At 70.5% G+C, this 16,867-nt stretch carries 15 protein-coding genes; 1 reads left to right on the top strand and 14 read right to left on the bottom strand.

Annotated elements, in window-relative coordinates; translation table 11 throughout:
* The first annotated feature begins 63 nt into the window (after positions 1-63).
* The gene (locus M2157_RS43125) at positions 64-1,815 is read left to right on the top strand and encodes a right-handed parallel beta-helix repeat-containing protein (RefSeq protein WP_280867899.1); all 1,752 of its coding nucleotides are present in this window, start codon (positions 64-66) and stop codon (positions 1,813-1,815) included.
* Here the strand turns inward: M2157_RS43125 and M2157_RS43120 are convergent.
* The 14 genes from M2157_RS43120 to M2157_RS43055 all read right to left on the bottom strand — a co-directional run bounded on the left by M2157_RS43120 (position 1,749) and on the right by M2157_RS43055 (position 16,021).
* Positions 1,749-3,176, bottom strand: coding sequence for a UDP-glucose/GDP-mannose dehydrogenase family protein (locus M2157_RS43120; protein ID WP_280855712.1), 1,428 nt, complete (start codon positions 3,174-3,176; stop codon positions 1,749-1,751). The genes M2157_RS43125 and M2157_RS43120 overlap by 67 nt on opposite strands.
* Before the next feature lie 37 nt (positions 3,177-3,213).
* Entirely contained in the window at positions 3,214-4,236 is a 1,023-nt protein-coding gene (galE, locus tag M2157_RS43115; protein WP_280867898.1) for a UDP-glucose 4-epimerase GalE, read from the bottom strand.
* Between the two features lie 65 nt (positions 4,237-4,301).
* Positions 4,302-6,173 carry a glycosyltransferase gene (locus M2157_RS43110; RefSeq protein ID WP_280867897.1) on the bottom strand — a complete coding sequence of 624 codons (1,872 nt, stop codon included), beginning with the start codon at positions 6,171-6,173 and terminating at the stop codon, positions 4,302-4,304.
* A complete protein-coding gene (locus tag M2157_RS43105) occupies positions 6,170-7,201 on the bottom strand; it encodes a UDP-glucuronic acid decarboxylase family protein (RefSeq protein WP_280855715.1) in 1,032 nt (343 codons plus the stop codon). Before M2157_RS43105 ends, M2157_RS43110 begins: the two co-directional genes overlap by 4 nt.
* 323 nt (positions 7,202-7,524) lie before the next feature.
* Positions 7,525-8,937 carry an aspartate ammonia-lyase gene (gene aspA / locus M2157_RS43100; RefSeq protein ID WP_280855716.1) on the bottom strand — a complete coding sequence of 471 codons (1,413 nt, stop codon included), beginning with the start codon at positions 8,935-8,937 and terminating at the stop codon, positions 7,525-7,527.
* A 140-nt stretch (positions 8,938-9,077) separates the two neighbouring features.
* Positions 9,078-10,094: an asparaginase gene (locus tag M2157_RS43095; RefSeq protein WP_280855717.1), complete on the bottom strand. Its 1,017-nt coding sequence runs from the start codon at positions 10,092-10,094 to the stop codon at positions 9,078-9,080.
* Between the two features lie 79 nt (positions 10,095-10,173).
* Positions 10,174-11,622 carry an amino acid permease gene (locus M2157_RS43090; protein WP_280855718.1) on the bottom strand — a complete coding sequence of 483 codons (1,449 nt, stop codon included), beginning with the start codon at positions 11,620-11,622 and terminating at the stop codon, positions 10,174-10,176.
* A complete protein-coding gene (locus M2157_RS43085; protein ID WP_280858918.1) occupies positions 11,619-12,302 on the bottom strand; it encodes a FadR/GntR family transcriptional regulator in 684 nt (227 codons plus the stop codon). The genes M2157_RS43090 and M2157_RS43085 overlap by 4 nt, the downstream gene beginning before the upstream one ends.
* A gap of 146 nt (positions 12,303-12,448) precedes the next feature.
* Positions 12,449-13,285 (bottom strand): undecaprenyl-diphosphate phosphatase, encoded by an 837-nt coding sequence (locus tag M2157_RS43080; protein WP_280855719.1) that lies wholly within the window; start codon positions 13,283-13,285, stop codon positions 12,449-12,451.
* 73 nt (positions 13,286-13,358) lie between these two features.
* Positions 13,359-13,733, bottom strand: coding sequence for a fluoride efflux transporter CrcB (gene crcB, locus M2157_RS43075; protein WP_280855720.1), 375 nt, complete (start codon positions 13,731-13,733; stop codon positions 13,359-13,361).
* Positions 13,730-14,122: a DUF190 domain-containing protein gene (locus M2157_RS43070; protein ID WP_280855721.1), complete on the bottom strand. Its 393-nt coding sequence runs from the start codon at positions 14,120-14,122 to the stop codon at positions 13,730-13,732. Before M2157_RS43070 ends, crcB (M2157_RS43075) begins: the two co-directional genes overlap by 4 nt.
* On the bottom strand, positions 14,119-14,577 hold the full coding sequence (gene crcB, locus M2157_RS43065; protein ID WP_280855722.1) for a fluoride efflux transporter CrcB: 459 nt from the start codon (positions 14,575-14,577) through the stop codon (positions 14,119-14,121). Before crcB (M2157_RS43065) ends, M2157_RS43070 begins: the two co-directional genes overlap by 4 nt.
* A gap of 165 nt (positions 14,578-14,742) precedes the next feature.
* Complete coding sequence (locus tag M2157_RS43060; protein WP_280855723.1) at positions 14,743-15,705, bottom strand: SMP-30/gluconolactonase/LRE family protein; 963 nt, start codon at positions 15,703-15,705, stop codon at positions 14,743-14,745.
* A 28-nt stretch (positions 15,706-15,733) separates the two neighbouring features.
* On the bottom strand, positions 15,734-16,021 hold the full coding sequence (locus tag M2157_RS43055) for a helix-turn-helix domain-containing protein (protein ID WP_280855724.1): 288 nt from the start codon (positions 16,019-16,021) through the stop codon (positions 15,734-15,736).
* Positions 16,022-16,867: the final 846 nt, after the last annotated feature.

Here is a 16,867-nt window from a genome sequence, read left to right as displayed (position 1 = left end):
GTCAGGGTGAGTCTGCGGCCTCCATGAATCGGGGTCCGCTCGGCCATCGAGCAGACAGGAGCGATGTTGCGCCAGCGGAACGAAGGCGACGGAGCCACCGGCTTGCAGCGGTCGGCCCACCGGAAGAGCACGAGGGCGGTCGCCGGTCCGCTGCGGCGAAGTACCGCGGCCGGCCTGTGCGCGACGGCGTTGCTGCTGGCCGGGTGCAGCGCGCCCGCCCCGTACGTACCCCTGCTGGAGAACCCCAGGGACGGACGAACGTTCTATCTCAGTCCGCAGGGAGACGACCGCGACGACGGTCGGACACCGCAGACCGCCTGGCGCACACTCCTGCGCGCCGACGCCCTGCGGTTCAAGCCGGGCGACCGGCTGCGGCTGAAGGCGGGGGCACGTTTCCCGGGCAGACTGACCATCGGTCAGGGGGACGCCGGCAACGCCCGCAAGCCCGTCGTGATCGAATCCTACGGAGAGGGCCGCGCGACGATCGCGGCCCGCGGCACGCGCGCCATCGAGGTGCACAACACGAGCGGCGTCGTCGTCCGTGACCTGACCCTCGTCGGCGACGCCGCGTCCTTCAGATCGCACGAGGGCATCGCCTTCGTCAACGACCTGCCCGGCGACCGGAAGCTGCCGTACGTCCGGGTCTCGGATGTCGAGGTGTCGGGCTTCCGCAACGGCCTCCGGCTGCACGGCGGCACCGAGGCATCCGGCTTCCGCGACGTGGTGATCAGTGACTGCGCACTGCACGACAACCAGGACGCCGGTCTCGTGGCGGACGGCCCGCCCTTCTCCGCGGACGCGCCCGCCTACGCCCACGACGAGGTGACGGTGTCGAGGGTGACGGCGTACCGGAATGTCGGAGACCCCCTCGCGTCCGACCGCAACACCGGCAGCGGCATCGTCCTCGGCAGTGTCCACCGTGGCAGGGTGGAGCGGTCCGTCAGCCACGACAACGGGAGTTCGTCCTCGCCGGACGCCGTCGAGGGTCCCGAGGGCATCTGGACCTACGACTCGTCGTGGATGACGCTGGAGAGGAACGTCTCCTACCGCAACCACACCGGTTCCACGGTGGACGGCGGCGGGTTCGGCCTCGACAACAACGTGTCCCACTCGCTGGTGCAGTACAACCTGGCCTACGGGAACGACGGTTCGGGCTTCCTGGCCTACTCCGCCGCCCCGAACACGGCGCACCGGGACAACACGATCCGGTACAACATCAGCCACAACGACGGCCGCAAGCTCCCGCACTACGGCGGCATCGTCGCGCTGGGATGGCGGGTCGCCGACCTCTCGATCTACCAGAACACGGTGCTGACCACGGCGAACGGCGCCGTCCGCGCACCGGCGCTCCGGCTCGAGCCCAGCCTGCGCGGCGTCACCGTGCGCAACAACGTGTTCGTCACGGACGGCTCGCCCGTCGTCGCGGCGCAGGGGGCCTTCGACGCGTCGTCCGTGCTGATGCAGGGCAACGACTACCACAGTTCGGGAAACTGGGCCCTGCTGTGGGGCGGCCGCGAGTACCGCGACATGGCCACGTGGCGCCAGGCGACGAGTCAGGAGTCGGTGGGCGCGCAGCCCACCGGCACCGACCGCAACCCGTGCCTCGCCCAGGCCCCGGTGCCCGCGGCCGGTCCGAACCTGCGCGGCAGCGAACCGACGCGCGGCGCACTCGCGGGACGGTGTGTCGACACGCTGGCCGCTGCCGCGGTGGACCTGCGGGCCATGGGGATCGACCCCGGGCAGGTGGACTACTTCGGAGCGCCGCTGAGCGGATCGCCCGGCGTGGGAGCCGTGGAGACCGGTCCGCCCGCCTGAGGGATCGTCACCCGAAGGGTGTCGCCCGGCCCCGGCGTCGGAACGTGGACCGGGCGGCCCAGGGCGCGGACGTGCCAGCCGGCCTCCCGCCACAGGACCGGGTCCAGGGCGTTGCGCGCGTCGATCATCCGCGGGGCCCGGACCACCTGGGACAGCTTCACCGGGTCCAGTGCCCGGTACTGGCGCCACTCGGTCAGGTGCAGCACCAGATCCGCGTCCCGGCACGCCTCCATGACGTCCGTGGCGTAGGACGGTCCGGGCAGTGCCAGCCGCGCGTTGTCGATGCCCTCCGGATCGTGCACGCGGACGTCGGCGCCCTGGGCGACGATCTCCGCGGCGACGGCCAGCGCCGGCGAGTCCCGCACGTCGTCGCTGTCGGGTTTGAACGTGGCGCCCAGCACCGCGACCCGCCGTCCGGCGAACTCACCGCCCAGGAGCAGCCGGGCCAGGTCGACGGTCCGCCGCCGCTGCCGGTGGTTGATCTGGTCGACCTGGTGCAGGAAGGACACGGCCTCCCCCACCTGCAGTTCCTCGGCCCGAGCGAGGAACGCGCGGATGTCCTTGGGCAGACAGCCGCCGCCGAACCCGAGGCCCGCGGACAGGAAGGCACGCCCGATGCGGGCGTCATGGCCGAGGGCCTCGGACAGGGTCACCACATCGGCGCCCGAGGCGTCACACACCTCCGCCATGGCGTTGATGAAGGAGATCTTCGTCGCCAGGAAGGAGTTGGCGGCGACCTTCACCAGCTCCGCGGTGGCCGGATCGGTGCTGACGTAGGCGACACCGGCCCGCAGCATCGGTTCGTAGACGTCGCGCAGTGTCCGGTCGGCGTGGGGCGAGGTGACTCCCACGACCAGCCGGTCGGGGCGCAGCGTGTCCTGGACGGCGAATCCCTCGCGCAGGAACTCCGGGTTCCAGGCCACCTCGGCGTCGACGCCCGGGCGGACCTGGGAGGTCACCCTGCGGGTGAGCGTCCGGGTGGTGCCCACCGGCACGGTCGATTTTCCGACGATGAGGCTGTCGCGGGTGAGAAGCGGTGCCAGACCGTCGACGACCGCCTCGACATGGCGCAGGTCGGCGGCGAGGGAGTCGGCGCGTTGCGGTGTGCCGACGCACACGAAGTGCACGTCCGCGAAGTCGGCGGCCTCCTGCAGGGAGGTGGTGAAACGCAGCCGCCCGGCCCGGGTGTTGCGGATGAGGATCTCCGGCAGGCCGGGTTCGAAGAAGGGCGCCCGGCCTGCCGCCAGCGCCGCGATCTTCCCGCTGTCGGTGTCGACACCGAGGACGTCGTGTCCGATGTCCGCCATGCACGCGGCGTGCACGGCTCCTAGGTAGCCCGTACCGATCACGGTCAACCGCATGGGAGTACTCCTGTCTTGGGGCCGCCGAGTCGACGGGTCAGCGGGCGTAGCCGTGGGGGTTGAGTTCCTGGAACCGCCAGGCGTCACGGCACATGGCGGCGAGGTCACGCGTGGTGGTCCAGTCCCAGGCCTCGGCCACCGCGCTCGCGTCGGCGACGAGCTCGGCGACGTCGCCGGGTCGGCGGTCGACGACCTGGTAGGGAATGGGCCGGCCGCTCGCCTCTGCGAAGGCCGCGACCAGTTGCAGGACGGAGGTGCCGGTGCCCGTGCCCAGGTTGAACACCCGCATGCCCGTGCGGTCGTCCAGGTGCTGGAGGGCCACCCGGTGTCCTTCGGCGACATCCATGACGTGGATGTAGTCCCGCACTCCGGTGCCGTCCGGCGTGGGGTAGTCGTCCCCGAAGACGTTCAGCCGCTCCCGTCGGCCCACGGCGACCTGGGCGACATACGGCATGACGTTGTCGGGGACGCCCTGCGGGTCCTCCCCGAGCAGTCCGGCGGGGTGGGCTCCGACCGGGTTGAAGTAGCGCAGGGCGAGCACCTTCATGTCCGTCAGACGGGCGCAGACGTCCTCCAGGATCCGCTCGCACGTCAGCTTGGTGCGGGCGTAGGGATTCGTGGGCGCCACGGGGCTCTGCTCGGTCAGGGGCACGGTCCGCGCGTCGCCGTAGACGGAGCACGACGAGGAGAAGACCAGCCGGCGGACGGCGTGCTCGTGCATGACCGACAGCAGTGCGCAGGTGCCGCCCACGTTCGTGTCGTAGTACTCGACCGGCAGCGCCACCGACTCCCCGACCGCCTTGTGGGCGGCGAAATGGATGACCGCGTCCACCTGATGCGTGGTGAACACCTGCGCGAGGGCGGATCGGTCGCGCACGTCGACCTGGTAGGCGGCGGCGAGCGGTCGGCCCGCGGTCTTCGTGATGCGCTCCAGGGCGTGGGGAGAGCTGTTGACGTGGTTGTCGACGACGACGACTTCGTAGCCGTGGGCGAGCAGTTCGACGCAGGTGTGGCTGCCGATGAAGCCGGCGCCACCGGTCACCAGGACGGTTTCGGTCATCGGGAACCTCGTTCTTCGTCAAAGGAGTGGGACGTTGCGGGCGGGGCTCCGGGCGGCCACCGGCCTCAGCCGGAAAGGAACCCCCGCACATAGGTCGGGAACAGCATCAGCGCGAAACCCAGCGGCACGAGCACGACGAGACCCGAGGCCAGCGGCAGGATCGCCGTCCGCAGCGCCCGGTGCACTCCCACACCCGCGGACCTGGCGGTCTCACGGATGTGCAGCACGCTGACGGCGAGGGTCACCAGCGCGTAGGACAGCGAGCCGAGGAGACACAGGAACACATAGCCGACGGCGGGGCCGGTCAGCTGGCCGACCACGGCCGCGCCGGACAGGACGACGGTGATCAGGAGGTAGGGGAGCATCAGGCGCAGCGGCAACGGCTCCATGCCTTCGCGGACCTTGGGCGTCACCTTGAAGACGACCTTGCTCGGCCTCAGGCGCTGCACCAGCGCGGCCGCGGCTCCCCAGGCCACCCACGGCCAGCGGGTCAGCCCGAACAGCCAGCCCTCCCAGCTCAGCAGCGGCGCGTCGACGGGGCGCAGCAGGCCGCGTCTGCGCAGCAGCCAGGTGAGCAGGATCAGGAAGAACGACATGGCCCAGAAGTGCAGGAGGAAAGCGCCGTAGTTCACGTTGATCCAGGGCTGGCCGGTGATCGCGGCGATCGGCGGCAGCAGCAGGCCGGTGGTGGTCGTCAGCGCGAGCAGCGGATAGTAGGAGAGGGCGAAGGCGAAGCGGATCCGCAGCCGGCCGGGCATGCGCCACAGATGCTTCGGGAGCATGCCCAGCAGCATGTACACCAGGCTCCGCGACCACTGGAACTCCTGTGTCGCCATGGCGGCGAAGGTGATGGGCCCGTCGCCGTGCGCCTCCGCGTCGATGGCGAACGCCCCGTGCCAGCCCGCCGAGTTCAGCAGGAACGTGGTGGCGAAGTCCTCGGCCAGTTCGGGACCGAGCCCGCCGATGTCCTGGAGGGCGCGGGTCCGTACGGCGTAGTGGGAACCGATGCACAGCGGTGCCAGACCGTCGGAGTGGCCCAGTTGCATCGGTCCGTGGAAGGTGGCCTCGCGGTACAGCCGTCCGCGCGCCGACCACGAGGAGCGGGCGTTGGCGTCGCACACGCTGGGTGCGGCGACGTAGCCGACCGCCGGGTCGGCGAACGGCCGGACCACTTCCCCCAGGTAGCGGGGGTGCGGTACGTGGTCGACGTCGAGCTGGGCGACCACGTCGTAGTCGGAGTAGCCCCAGTGGTCGTAGAAGTGCGCGAGGTTGCCCTCCTTGCACCGGGTGCGGCGGGGCCAGACGTCGCGGTGGTACGACGCGACACCGCGGCGGCAGGACACGCGCACGGCGTTGGCCTCGCACCAGTCGAGGATCTCCTGGCTCGGGTCCTCGTCGCACAGCCATACGTCGTAGGGGTGCGGGAATTCCTGGCGCAGCATCGCGCTCAGGGTGGTGCGGGCGACCGGCCAGGGCTCCGACGGTGCCCGGGTCACCACGAACGCGGTCCGCAGCCGGGGCACCTCGACGGCGGGGTCGAAGGTGCGCAGCCTGACCATCACGACGACGAAGTACAGCGGCAGCACGGACAGGTACAGCAGGAGGGCGCTGTTCACCGCGAAGCCCACCAGGCCGATCCGGTGTTCCGGACGCAGCCACCACTCCCAGAAGGTGACGAGGGCGGCCCACCAGCCCACCGCGAGCAGGGACACCTTCATCTGGTCGAGGCGCCCCAGCCGTGGAACGCAGGACGCGGGCCCGGGCGTGAGTCGTTTGCGCGGTTTGGCGAAAACCGGTCCGTCGGCGGGCATGTCGACGACGTTGCCCGCCGAGAGGGTCCGCAGGTGGCTTCTCAGCATCGCCTCGTCGGTGTGCGCCGCATCCGGAGCACCGTCCAGGGCGGTGCCGGGCGTCCTGCCGTGATCCGTCTGGGTCACGACGCGGCGGCGACGGTTGCGCCGACCCCGCAGGAGGCCGCCGTGACGACGCCGTCCTGCTGCCCGCCCCGGATCGCGGAGAGCGCGGCGGCGATGTCGTCCGGCCGGGAGGCGAACCACTCCACCGTTCGCCGCAGACCGTCCTCGATGCCGACCTCGGGGCTCCAGCCCAGCCGCTGCGCCGCTCGGGCGATCGCGGGCCGACGGCGGGTGGGGTCGTCGACCGGCAGCGAGTGGAACTGGATCTCGGCCTGCGATCCCGTGAGGTCGAGAACGAGTTCGGCGAGTTGCAGGACCGTCAGTTCGACGGGATTCCCGAGGTTGACCGGTCCGGGTTCGTCGTGGTCGAGCATGGCGACGATCCCGCGCACCAGGTCGTCGACGTAGCAGAAACTGCGGGTCTGCTTTCCGTCTCCGTACACGGTCAACGGCTCCTGGGCGAGGGCCTGGACGACGAAGCTGGAGACGACCCGGCCGTCGTGCGGGCGCATGCGCGGACCATAGGTGTTGAAGATCCGCACGATTCCCGTGTTCGTTCCGCGGTTCGTCCGGTAGGCCTGGGTCAGTGCTTCGGAGAACCTTTTCGCCTCGTCATAGACGCTGCGCGGTCCGACGGGATTGACATGGCCCCAGTACGTCTCGTCCTGAGGGTGTACCTCCGGGTCTCCGTACACCTCGCTCGTGGAGGCGAGGACGAAGCGGGCGTCGTGGCGTGCCGCGAGCAGCAGCGCGTTCTCCGTACCTCGGCTGCCCACGGCGAGCGTCTCCAGCGGGCGGGCGAGGTAGTCGGGAGGCGAGGCGGGGCTGGCGAGGTGGGCCACCGCGTCGACGGTGCCCGACACCTCCACGGACAGACTGACGTCCCCGCGGACGAGTTCGAAAGCCGGGTCTCCGAGAAAGGGGGCGATGTTCGCCGGGTCGCCGGTCGAGAAGTCGTCGAGGCACACGACTTCGTCGCCGCGCCGAAGGAGTGCTTCGCAGAGATGCGAACCGAGAAAACCGCCGCCACCTGTCACGGCCACACGCATGAATTCTCCTGGACTCACCGAAGGGATTCCATCGCTCCGCCCGGCGCAGAGTGTGCAGGGTCTTCCACCAGGACAGGAGACGGCCTGTTTCGAAGGCCGCACAATTCACGATATGAGTATTAATAAGACTTTACCGGCAATAACGACACGGGCTGCGCCGATCAGCGGGTACCGCCCGAGGGGGCGCTGACTCCCGTCCTCCCGCCACCACTCGGATGTGTCGGGTGCACCACCCCCGGCGCGGTTCACCCCTGGGTGTGACGGCTTCGCGTGTCGGTGCGGCGCGGCACACCGGGACTCACGCGGCACGAGGAGACCGCCCGTCAGATCGCCCGTGCCGGGCCGCTGCCGGCGAGTACCTCCGGACGCAGGAGATCCGCCAGCCGCTCGGCCGGCAGCAGACCCTTCTCGAGGACGAGTTCGGCCACTCCCCGGCCGCTGGCGAGGGCCTCCTTGGCGATGTCGGTGGCAGCCGTGTACCCGATGTGCGGGTTGAGGGCGGTGACCAGGCCGATGGAGTTCTCGACCGTCCGGCGCAGCGCCTCGGTGTTGGCGGTGATGCCGTCCACGCAGCGTTCGGCGAGCGTGAGGCAGGCCGCGCGCAGGTGGGTGATGGACTCCGACAGGGAGTGCAGGATGATCGGCTCGAACGCGTTGAGCTGGAGCTGTCCCGCCTCCGCCGCCATCGTGATGGTCACGTCGTTGCCGATCACCTCGAAGGCGACCTGGTTGACTACCTCGGGGATCACCGGGTTGACCTTCCCCGGCATGATCGACGAACCCGCCTGCACCGGCGGCAGGTTGATCTCACCCAGCCCCGCGCGCGGCCCCGACGACAGCAGCCGCAGGTCGTTGCAGCTCTTCGACAACTTCACCGCGACCCGCTTGAGCACACCGGACATCTGCACGAACGCACCGCAGTCCTGCGTCGCCTCCACCAGGTTGGCCGCGGTCACCAGCGGCAGCCCGGTGATGGCGGCCAGGTGACGCCGGGCGGCCTCGGCGTACCCGACGGGAGCATTGAGTCCTGTCCCGATCGCCGTGGCACCCAGGTTGATCTCATGGATCAACTCGACGGCCTCGTCAAGACGGGACCGATCCTCGTCAATCATGACGGCATAGGCCGAGAACTCTTGACCCAGCGTCATGGGCACCGCGTCCTGCAACTGTGTACGGCCCATCTTGAGCACCTCGCGGAACTCCACGGCCTTTCGGGCGAACGCGTCCTGCAGTACAGCCATCGCCTGGAGCAGTCCACGTACCGCGAACACCGTCGCTATCTTGACCGCGGTCGGGTAGACGTCATTGGTCGACTGGCCCAGGTTGACGTCCTCGTTGGGGTGCAGGAAGGAGTACTGCCCTTTCTCGTGCCCCAGCAGCTCCAGCGCCCGGTTGGCCACGACCTCGTTGGCGTTCATGTTGGTCGAGGTACCGGCACCGCCCTGGATCACATCGACCACGAACTGGTCGTGCAGCTTCCCGTCCCGGATCTCCCGGCAGGCCTCGACAATCGCGGCGGCCTTCCTGGGCTCCAGCAGCCCGAGCTCCTCATTGGCGAGAGCTGCTGCCTCCTTGACGGCGGCGAGCGCGTCGATGAGGTGCGGGTAGGCGGAGATCGGCGTCCCGGTGATGGGGAAGTTCTCGGTGGCGCGCAGGGTGTGCACACCCCAGTAGGCGTCGGCGGGGACGTCGCGGTCGCCGAGGAGGTCGTGCTCGCTGCGGATGACGACGGTCATGAGGGTACGGGTCCTTGTCTGAAGGGGGTCAGGTGAGATCTTTCAGGGGCGCGGGACTGTATCGATGTGCGGCTCCGCCGCGCGGGCGCGACCAGCCACAGGCGACCTGCAGCCGCACAACGACATGTCGGCCCGAGCCCTTAGGCGCACGCCGAGGCAACAACCGGCTCCAGCGAACGAACGGGCCGCACACACCCGACCTCGAGGCCGCCTCCAAGAAGCGCCTCCCCCTGGAACTCCGTGAGCAGATCCGGCGAAACCCCGGCCCACGCCAGCGCCGCCGCAGCAACCGGCACCCGCGCCCGATTCGCCCCGTCGGAGATCTTCACGGCGACAGCGCGCCCATCCGGAAGCGCGGCGACCTGCACGCCCTCGAACCCGTCCTTCGCGAGCAGTCCGGGCACGGCCTTCATCAGCGCGGCCACGTCCCGCCCGGCCCCGGACGCCATCTCGGCATGCTCCCGCATCGCGTCGGCGACCCGGGCCTCAGGAGTACCGGGAGCCGCCGAGGTGATCCGTGCGGCGGCCCGGGCAAGGCCGTGCAGCGAGACGGAGAACAAGGGCGCACCGCACCCGTCGACGGTCACCCGCGCGATCCGCTGCCCGGTCAGGTCCTCGACGATCTCGGCGATCGCCTGCTGGAGCGGATGCGTGGGGTCGAGGTACCCCTCGAGTGGCCAGTCGTTGAGCACGCACGTGTACAGCATCGCCGCGTGCTTGCCGGAGCAGTTCTGCGCGAGCCGCGAGGGCCCGCGGCCCTCCCGGATCCACGCGTCCCTCACGGCCGGGTCGAACGGCATGTCCGGGACGTTGCGCAGGGCGTCCTCGGACACACCCGCGAGCTCCAGGATCCGCCGGGCCCCGGCGAGGTGGCGTTCCTCGCCGGAGTGGCTGGCCGCGGTGAGCGAGAGGAGCTCGCCGTCCAGCGGCAGCCCGGCCCGGACCATGGCGACGGCCTGGACCGGCTTGAGCGCGGACCGCGGATAGAACGCGGCCTCGATGTCGCCGAGTTGGAAACGGACGTCCCCGTCGCCGTCGAGGACGACGACGGAACCGTAGTGGGTGCCCTCGATCAGTCCACCGCGGATGAGGTGGGCGACGGGAGCGTGAAGGGGTTCACGGACCAGGGGTGCGGCCGCGACGGGACTGCTGTGCATCACTTCCTGCTTCTCCGGGAACGTCACGCGGGTCACGCGTGCGTGCCGGTCGGTTCGGGCTCGGTGTGCGCGCGAGCGATCACGCGCCGGTGGATTCGCTCTCGGTGGAGGTACGGGAGACCCTGCCCCGGACGGCGAACCACCCGGCGACCAGGGCCGCGACGATCAGCGGGAGGCACAGCACGGTGGTGCGGCCGGCGCCGCCGTCGGCGTACATGAGGACCAGGACGGAGGCGAGGAAGGCCAGCGTCACGAGTTCGGTCCAGGGGGATCCCGGCAGTCGGTAGCCGGGGCGGGTGAGGTCGCCCTTCTCGGTCTTCTGCCAGAAGAGCAGGTGACAGACCATGATCATGCCCCAGGTGGCGAGGATGCCGATGGCGGCGAAGTTCAGCACGATCTCGAACGCGTCGGCGGGGACCACGTAGTTGAGGCCGACACCGAGGACGCAGATGCCGCTGGTGAGCAGGATGCCGCCGTAGGGGACCTGGCTGCGGCTCATCACGCCGGTGAACTTCGGGGCGGAGCCGGACATCGCCATGGAGCGCAGGATGCGCCCGGTGCTGTACAGGCCGGAGTTGAGCGAGGACATGGCCGCGGTGAGGACGACGAGGTTCATGACGCCGCCGGCCGCCGGGATGCCGATGTTGGACAGGACGGTCACGAAGGGGCTCTCGTCGGCGGTGTACTTGTTCCAGGGCAGCAGCATCGAGAGCAGGAGGACCGAGCCGACGTAGAAGACGCCGACGCGCCACATGATCGAGTTGATCGCCTTGGGCATGATCTTCTCGGGGTTCTCGGTCTCGCCCGCGGCGACGCCGACCAGTTCGACCGAGGCGTAGGCGAAGACGACGCCCTGGATGATCAGAAGCATCGGCAGCAGGCCGCTGGGGAAGACGCCGCCGTTGTCGGTGATCAGGGACGGGCCGGGGTGGTGGCCGTCGATCGGGTGCTGGGTGGCCAGCAGGAAGATGCCGATCAGCATGAACGCCACGAGCGCGCCCACCTTGATGATGGCGAACCAGAACTCCAGCTCGCCGAACATCTTCACCGAGATGAGGTTGACGGTGAGGACGACCGCGAGCGCGATGAGGGCGATCACCCACTGCGGGATGTCGGAGAACATGCCCCAGTAGTGGGTGTACAGGGCGACGGCGGTGATGTCGGCGATGCCGGTGGTGGCCCAGTTCAGGAAGTACATCCAGCCGGCGACGTAGGCGCCCTTCTCACCGAGGAACTCCCGGGCGTACGACACGAAGGCGCCGGAGGAGGGCCGGTACAGGACGAGTTCGCCGAGGGCGCGCACGACGAGGAAGGCGAAGACGCCGCAGACCGCGTAGGCGATGAACAGGGAGGGGCCGGCGTCGGCGAGACGGCCGCCGGCGCCCAGGAAGAGGCCGGTGCCGATCGCGCCGCCGATGGCGATCATGTTGACGTGTCGTGACTTGAGGGACTTGCTGTAGCCCTCGTCTCCGGCGTCGACATGGCCGGAACGTTTCTGCACGCCGTCGTGCAGGGACTGCTCGCTCACGCCTGGGACTCGCCTTCCGTGGGGGTGTTCGTACCCGTGTTCGGGGAACGCACGATGTCGGTGAGGGTGGTCTCTACGCGGTCGAGGTGATGGGACATGGCCTCCACCGCATCGTGCTCGGAACCGTCGATCAGAGCCTCGACGATCGCGCGGTGCTCGCGGTTGGACTGCTCCCGGCGGCCGCCCAGCTCGTTGAGGAACGCCGACTGACGCGCCAGTGCGTCCCGGATCTCCTCGATGACCCGGCGGAAGACCGGGTTCTGGGCGGCCTCGGCCACGGCGAGGTGGAAGAGGGTGTCCATCGCGACCCACGCCGTGGTGTCGGTCTCCCGCTCCATCCGGTCCAGCAGGTGGGCCAGGTGGTCCAGGTTCTCGTGGGTGCGGCGCCGGGCCGCGTACCCGGCGACCGGGATCTCGACGTGGCGGCGCACCTCCAGGAGGTCGCTGGCCGCGTAGTCGCCGAAGGTGGGGTCCTCCACCGCGTTGGCCACGACGAAGGTGCCCTTGCCGGTCTTGGAGACGGTCAGACCCATGGTCTGCAGGGCCCTGAGGGCCTCGCGCAGGACGGGCCGGCTGATCTCCAGGGTGCGGCAGAGCTCCGCCTCGGAGGGGAGCTTGTCGCCGATGGCGTACTCCCCGCGCTCGATGGCGTCACGCAGATGCGCCAGCACCGCCTCCATGGCGCTGATGCGCCGTGGCGGCTGACTGGCTGTCCGGCTGTCTGACAGGTTCACGGGAGAGATACTCCGGGCGGCGAGAGGGTGCTGTCAAGGGGATGGGCGCACGGGGTGCGAGGAGTGAGAGCCGCCTCGCACCCCCGTGGCGGTCAGCTTCCGAGCGTCCCCGTGGCCAGCAGGCCGAAGAGCAGCAGGCCCACGACGATCCGGTAGACCACGAAGGCGTTGAAGGAGTGCTTGGCCACGAACTTCAGCAGCCAGGAGATGGAGGCGTAGGCGACGACGAAGGAGACGCCCGTGCCGACGGCGAGCGGAGCCGCCCCCACGCCCGTACCCAGGGCGTCCTTGAGCTCGTAGATGCCGGCGCCGGTGAGGGCGGGAATGCCCAGGAAGAACGACAGGCGGGTGGCGGCCACGCGGTCCAGGTCGAGGATCAGGGCCGTGGACATGGTCGCGCCGGAGCGGGAGAAGCCGGGGAAGAGCAGCGCGAGGATCTGCGAGCTGCCGACCAGCATCGCGTCCTTGAACGAGGTGTCGTCCTCACCGCGCTTGTGCCGCCCCATCTGGTCCGCCGCCCACATCACACCGCTGCCGACGATCAGGGAGCCCGCGACCACCCACAGGGAGGCGAGCGGCCCCTCGATGAGCGGCTTGGCGGCCAGGCCGACGATGACGATCGGAATGGTCGCGGCGATCACCCACCAGGCGAACTTGTAGTCGTGGTGGTAACGCTCCTCCTTGTTGACCAGCCCTCTCCCCCACGCGGAGACGATCCGCACGATGTCCTTGAAGAAGTACACGAGCACGGCGGCGATCGCGCCGACCTGGATGACGGCCGAGAACCCGACGACGGCGTCGTCGTCGACGGGGATGTTCATCAAGCCCTCGACGATCTTCAGATGGCCGGTGGAGGAGACGGGCAGGAACTCGGTCACCCCCTCGACGGCTCCGAGGACGACGGCCTGACCGACGCTGATGACGCTCATGGGATCCAGTTCTTCTCAGGGGAAGGCAGGTGCGGAGGCCACAGTCTTACTACACGCGGACAAGCGTCGAGGCCTACGCCCACACGGCCTGCGCCAGCGCCACCCCCGCGAAGGCCGCCCCGAGACCGGCCACCACGCTCGCGGCCACGTTGGCCGCGGCGTAGAAGCGCGCCCCGGTCTCGCCGAGCCGGAGGGTCTCGTAGGAGAAGGTCGAGTACGTCGTCAGGGCCCCGCACAGACCGGTGCCCAGGAGGAGCTGGAGGTGGGATCCGGCGGCCCCCTCCGCCACGGCCCCGGTCAGCACGCCGAGGATCAGACAGCCCGTGACATTGACGGCGAAGGTGCCCCAGGGGAAGACCGAGTCATGCCGGGACTGCACCGCGCGGTCAGTGAGATAGCGGAGCGGCGCACCGACCACGGCGCCCGCGACGACCAGCAACCAGTTCACAACGACTTCTTACCCTTCATGCCCGTTCCGCCCCGGTTTGCGTCCTGGGGTCCGTCGCGGCCGACGTACCGGATGACCTCGCAGTCGTCGAGGGTCACCAGGCCCTCGGTGATGAGCTCGTCGAGCTGCGGCAGGAACTCCCGTACGCGTGTCTCGGTGTCGACGATCACGACGGCCACCGGCAGGTCCTCGCTGAGGGACAGCAGCCGGGAGGTGTGGATCAGGGAGGAGGCACCGAAACCCTCGATGCCGCGGAAGACGCTGGCCCCGGCGAGCCCCGCCGCGTGGGCGCGGTGCACGATCTCGGTGTAAAGGGGTTTGTGGTGCCAGGTGTCGTTCTCGCCGATGTAGACGGTCACGCGCAGGGCGCTGCCGGTCAGCCTCGTCATGGCCGCCTCCACTTCAGGACGCGGCGGGCCGCTGTGGACGCGAGCCAGACCGCGGTGAGGGCCGCGAGCAGCGTCGCGGCGAGATAGGCCAGGCCGATGGCGGGCCGGCCGTGGTCGACGAGTTTCTGGATGTCGACGGCGTAGGTCGAGAAGGTGGTGAAGCCGCCGAGGACGCCGGTGCCGAAGAAGGGGCGGACCAGGCGGTGGGCGGCCCACACGTCGGTGATGACGACCATGAACACGCCGATGACGGCACAGCCGACGACGTTGGTCCAGAAGGTCGCCCAGGGGAATCCGCCCGGCGGGGTCGGCCAGTGGAGGGAGAGGGCGTACCGGGCGGCGGCCCCGAGGGCGCCGCCGACCGCGACCACCGCGACGACCGGCGCCTGACCGTGCCGGAGCGACGGGCGGCGCGCGGGTCCGGCGGGGACGCGGAGACTCTCCGGGGCTGTCATGGTCGTGTCTCTCCTACTCGCCGGGGCCCGGCACACGGGCGCGCTCCATCGCAAGTAGGGACCGTTGGCGGCGCCTTCGCCGCGGTTCGGGTACGGCGGGCCCCACCGCCGCGCCGCGAGGGTGATCGCGACCGAGGACCAGGGTAACGCCGGGGCGCCACCGGGTCACTTCGCGGCGGGCGGCTCGCACAGCGCGATGCCGCGCTCCCAGAGGCTGCCGAGGACCAGGTGGCCGGAGGCCTCGCAGACGCTGGTGACCATGCGGAAGCGGGAACGGTTGCGGGCGAGGTGGTGGACGACCTCGCCCGTGTCGTCGACCGCGAGGACGCCGATACCGCCCGTGGGACGGTAGGGGGCGCGTACGGCGATGCGGGCGGCGGCTCGGCGGACCGGTGGGGCGGCGCGGTGCAGCAGGTCGAGCGGGGGTACGCGGGGCCCGGCGAGGGAGACCCAGATCGGGCCGTCGGGTCCGCCGCGCCAGATGTTGTCGGGCATGCCGGGCAGGTTCTCGGCGAGGGGTTCGGCGCGTCCGGCCTGCGGTCCGTCGAGCCAGTAGCGGGTGAGTCGACGGGCCCCGGTCTCGGCGACGACCAGGAAGGACTCGTCGCCGCTCGCGGCGATGCCGTTGGCGAACTGCAGTCCCTCCAGCAGGACTTCGGGAGTGTCGTCGCCGGGCGCCAGGCGCAGGAGGCGGCCGGTGCCGGTGTGTTCGACGATGTCGCCGATCCACTGGTCCAGGGGGTAACGGCGGCTGGAGACGGTGAAGTACACGCTGCCGTCGGACAGCGCGACCACGTTGCTGGCGAACCGCAGCCTCTCCCCCTCCACCTCGCCGGCGACGACGCGTACGGTGCCGTCGGCGAGGTCGACGCCCAGTAGTCCGCGTTCGGCGTCGCACACCAACAGGCCATCGTCTGGGAGGAGTTCGAGGCCGAGCGGCCTGCCGCCGGTCTCGGCGAGTACCTCGACGCGGGCGGCGAGCGGTTCCGTCAGTCCGTCGATGCGCAGGATGCGGCCGTCCGCGACTCCGGTGATCACCCGGCCGCGGGCGTCGGCGACGACGTCCTCGGGGCCGTGGCCGCCGATCGCGACGTAGTGGCGGGGAGTCAGTGCGGTGGAACGGTCCATCAGGTGCCTGCCCTTCCGGTGGGGGTCGCTACCAGCCCTTCTCGAACATGCGCGCCACCTCGGCGATGCGCATCTCGTCGCGACGGTAGTACGTGCGCCACCGGATTCTCTTGGTACGCAGCAGGCCGAGGTTCACGAGCAGGCCGAGGTGGGTCTCCGCGACGGAGCGGGACACGCCGAGCTTTCGTGCGACCGTGCCGGCGGTGACCCCGTCCCGGGCGGGGTCGCCGTGCCGCTGCGGCGGGAAGTGTGCGGCCGGCTCCTTCAGCCACTCCAGGATGTCCAGGCGCCTCTGGCCGGCCGGGATCCTCAGCATCTCGTCCCCTCCGCCCCTCCTTCTGGGTGCGTCCACTGTCCCGCAGTCGAAGCGGCGCTGTCCCGGAGTCATCGAGCTTGTCCGAGATCGAACTCCTCTGAGAACAAAGGGCTGTTGGCGCGCACGGCGGTCCGGGGAGGAAAACGCGGCTGCGTCTGGAGGGCTCGGGGCTGGTGCGGCGTTTGGGGCTTGGGGCTGGATCCGGGCCTGGGGCGGGGTTAGGGGCCTGGGCGTGGACCCTGGTCTGGTCCGGGGTTCGGGGCCTGGTTGCGGGCCCGGGGCTGGATCGGGCCGTGCGGCCGATCGCGGGCTTGCGGCCCATCCGGACCGCGAGGCAGAACCGGGACCCGCGGGCCGGACCGCGAGGCCGGTCCGGCGGCTTGGGACCGACTCGGCTCCGGGGTTCGGGGCCTGATCCGGGACCCCGAGCCGGACCGGGCCGTGAGGCCACAATTCGCGGGCCCACGGCCGATCCGGACCGCAAGGCAGAGGCGGAACCCGCGAGCCGGGCCGCGAGGCCGATTCGGGCCGCGGGGGCCAATCCGCGGGCTTGTGGCTCATCCGGACCGCGAGACAGAGCCGGAACCCGAGAGCAGGGCCGCGAGGCAGAGCCGGCGGCTTGCTGCCGATCCGGCTCCGGGGTCCGGGACCCGAGCCGGACCGGGCCGTGAGGCCAATTCGCGGGCTTGCGGCCCATCCGGACCGCGAGGCAGAGCCGGGACCCAGGGCCGAGCCGGGCCCTGAGGCCGATTCGGGCCGCGGGCGGATACACGCCGCGAAGCCGACCCGGGCTCGCGGGCCCCCTGGGGTGAGCCCCCTCCGCCCGCGGCTCGTGGTCTCGCGGGC

It is taken from the genome of Streptomyces sp. SAI-127, from assembly GCF_029894425.1.
GTDB lineage: Bacteria > Actinomycetota > Actinomycetes > Streptomycetales > Streptomycetaceae > Streptomyces.
The sequence above is the reverse complement of the archived record's forward strand: the minus strand, read 5'-3'. Positions and strand labels throughout refer to the sequence as shown.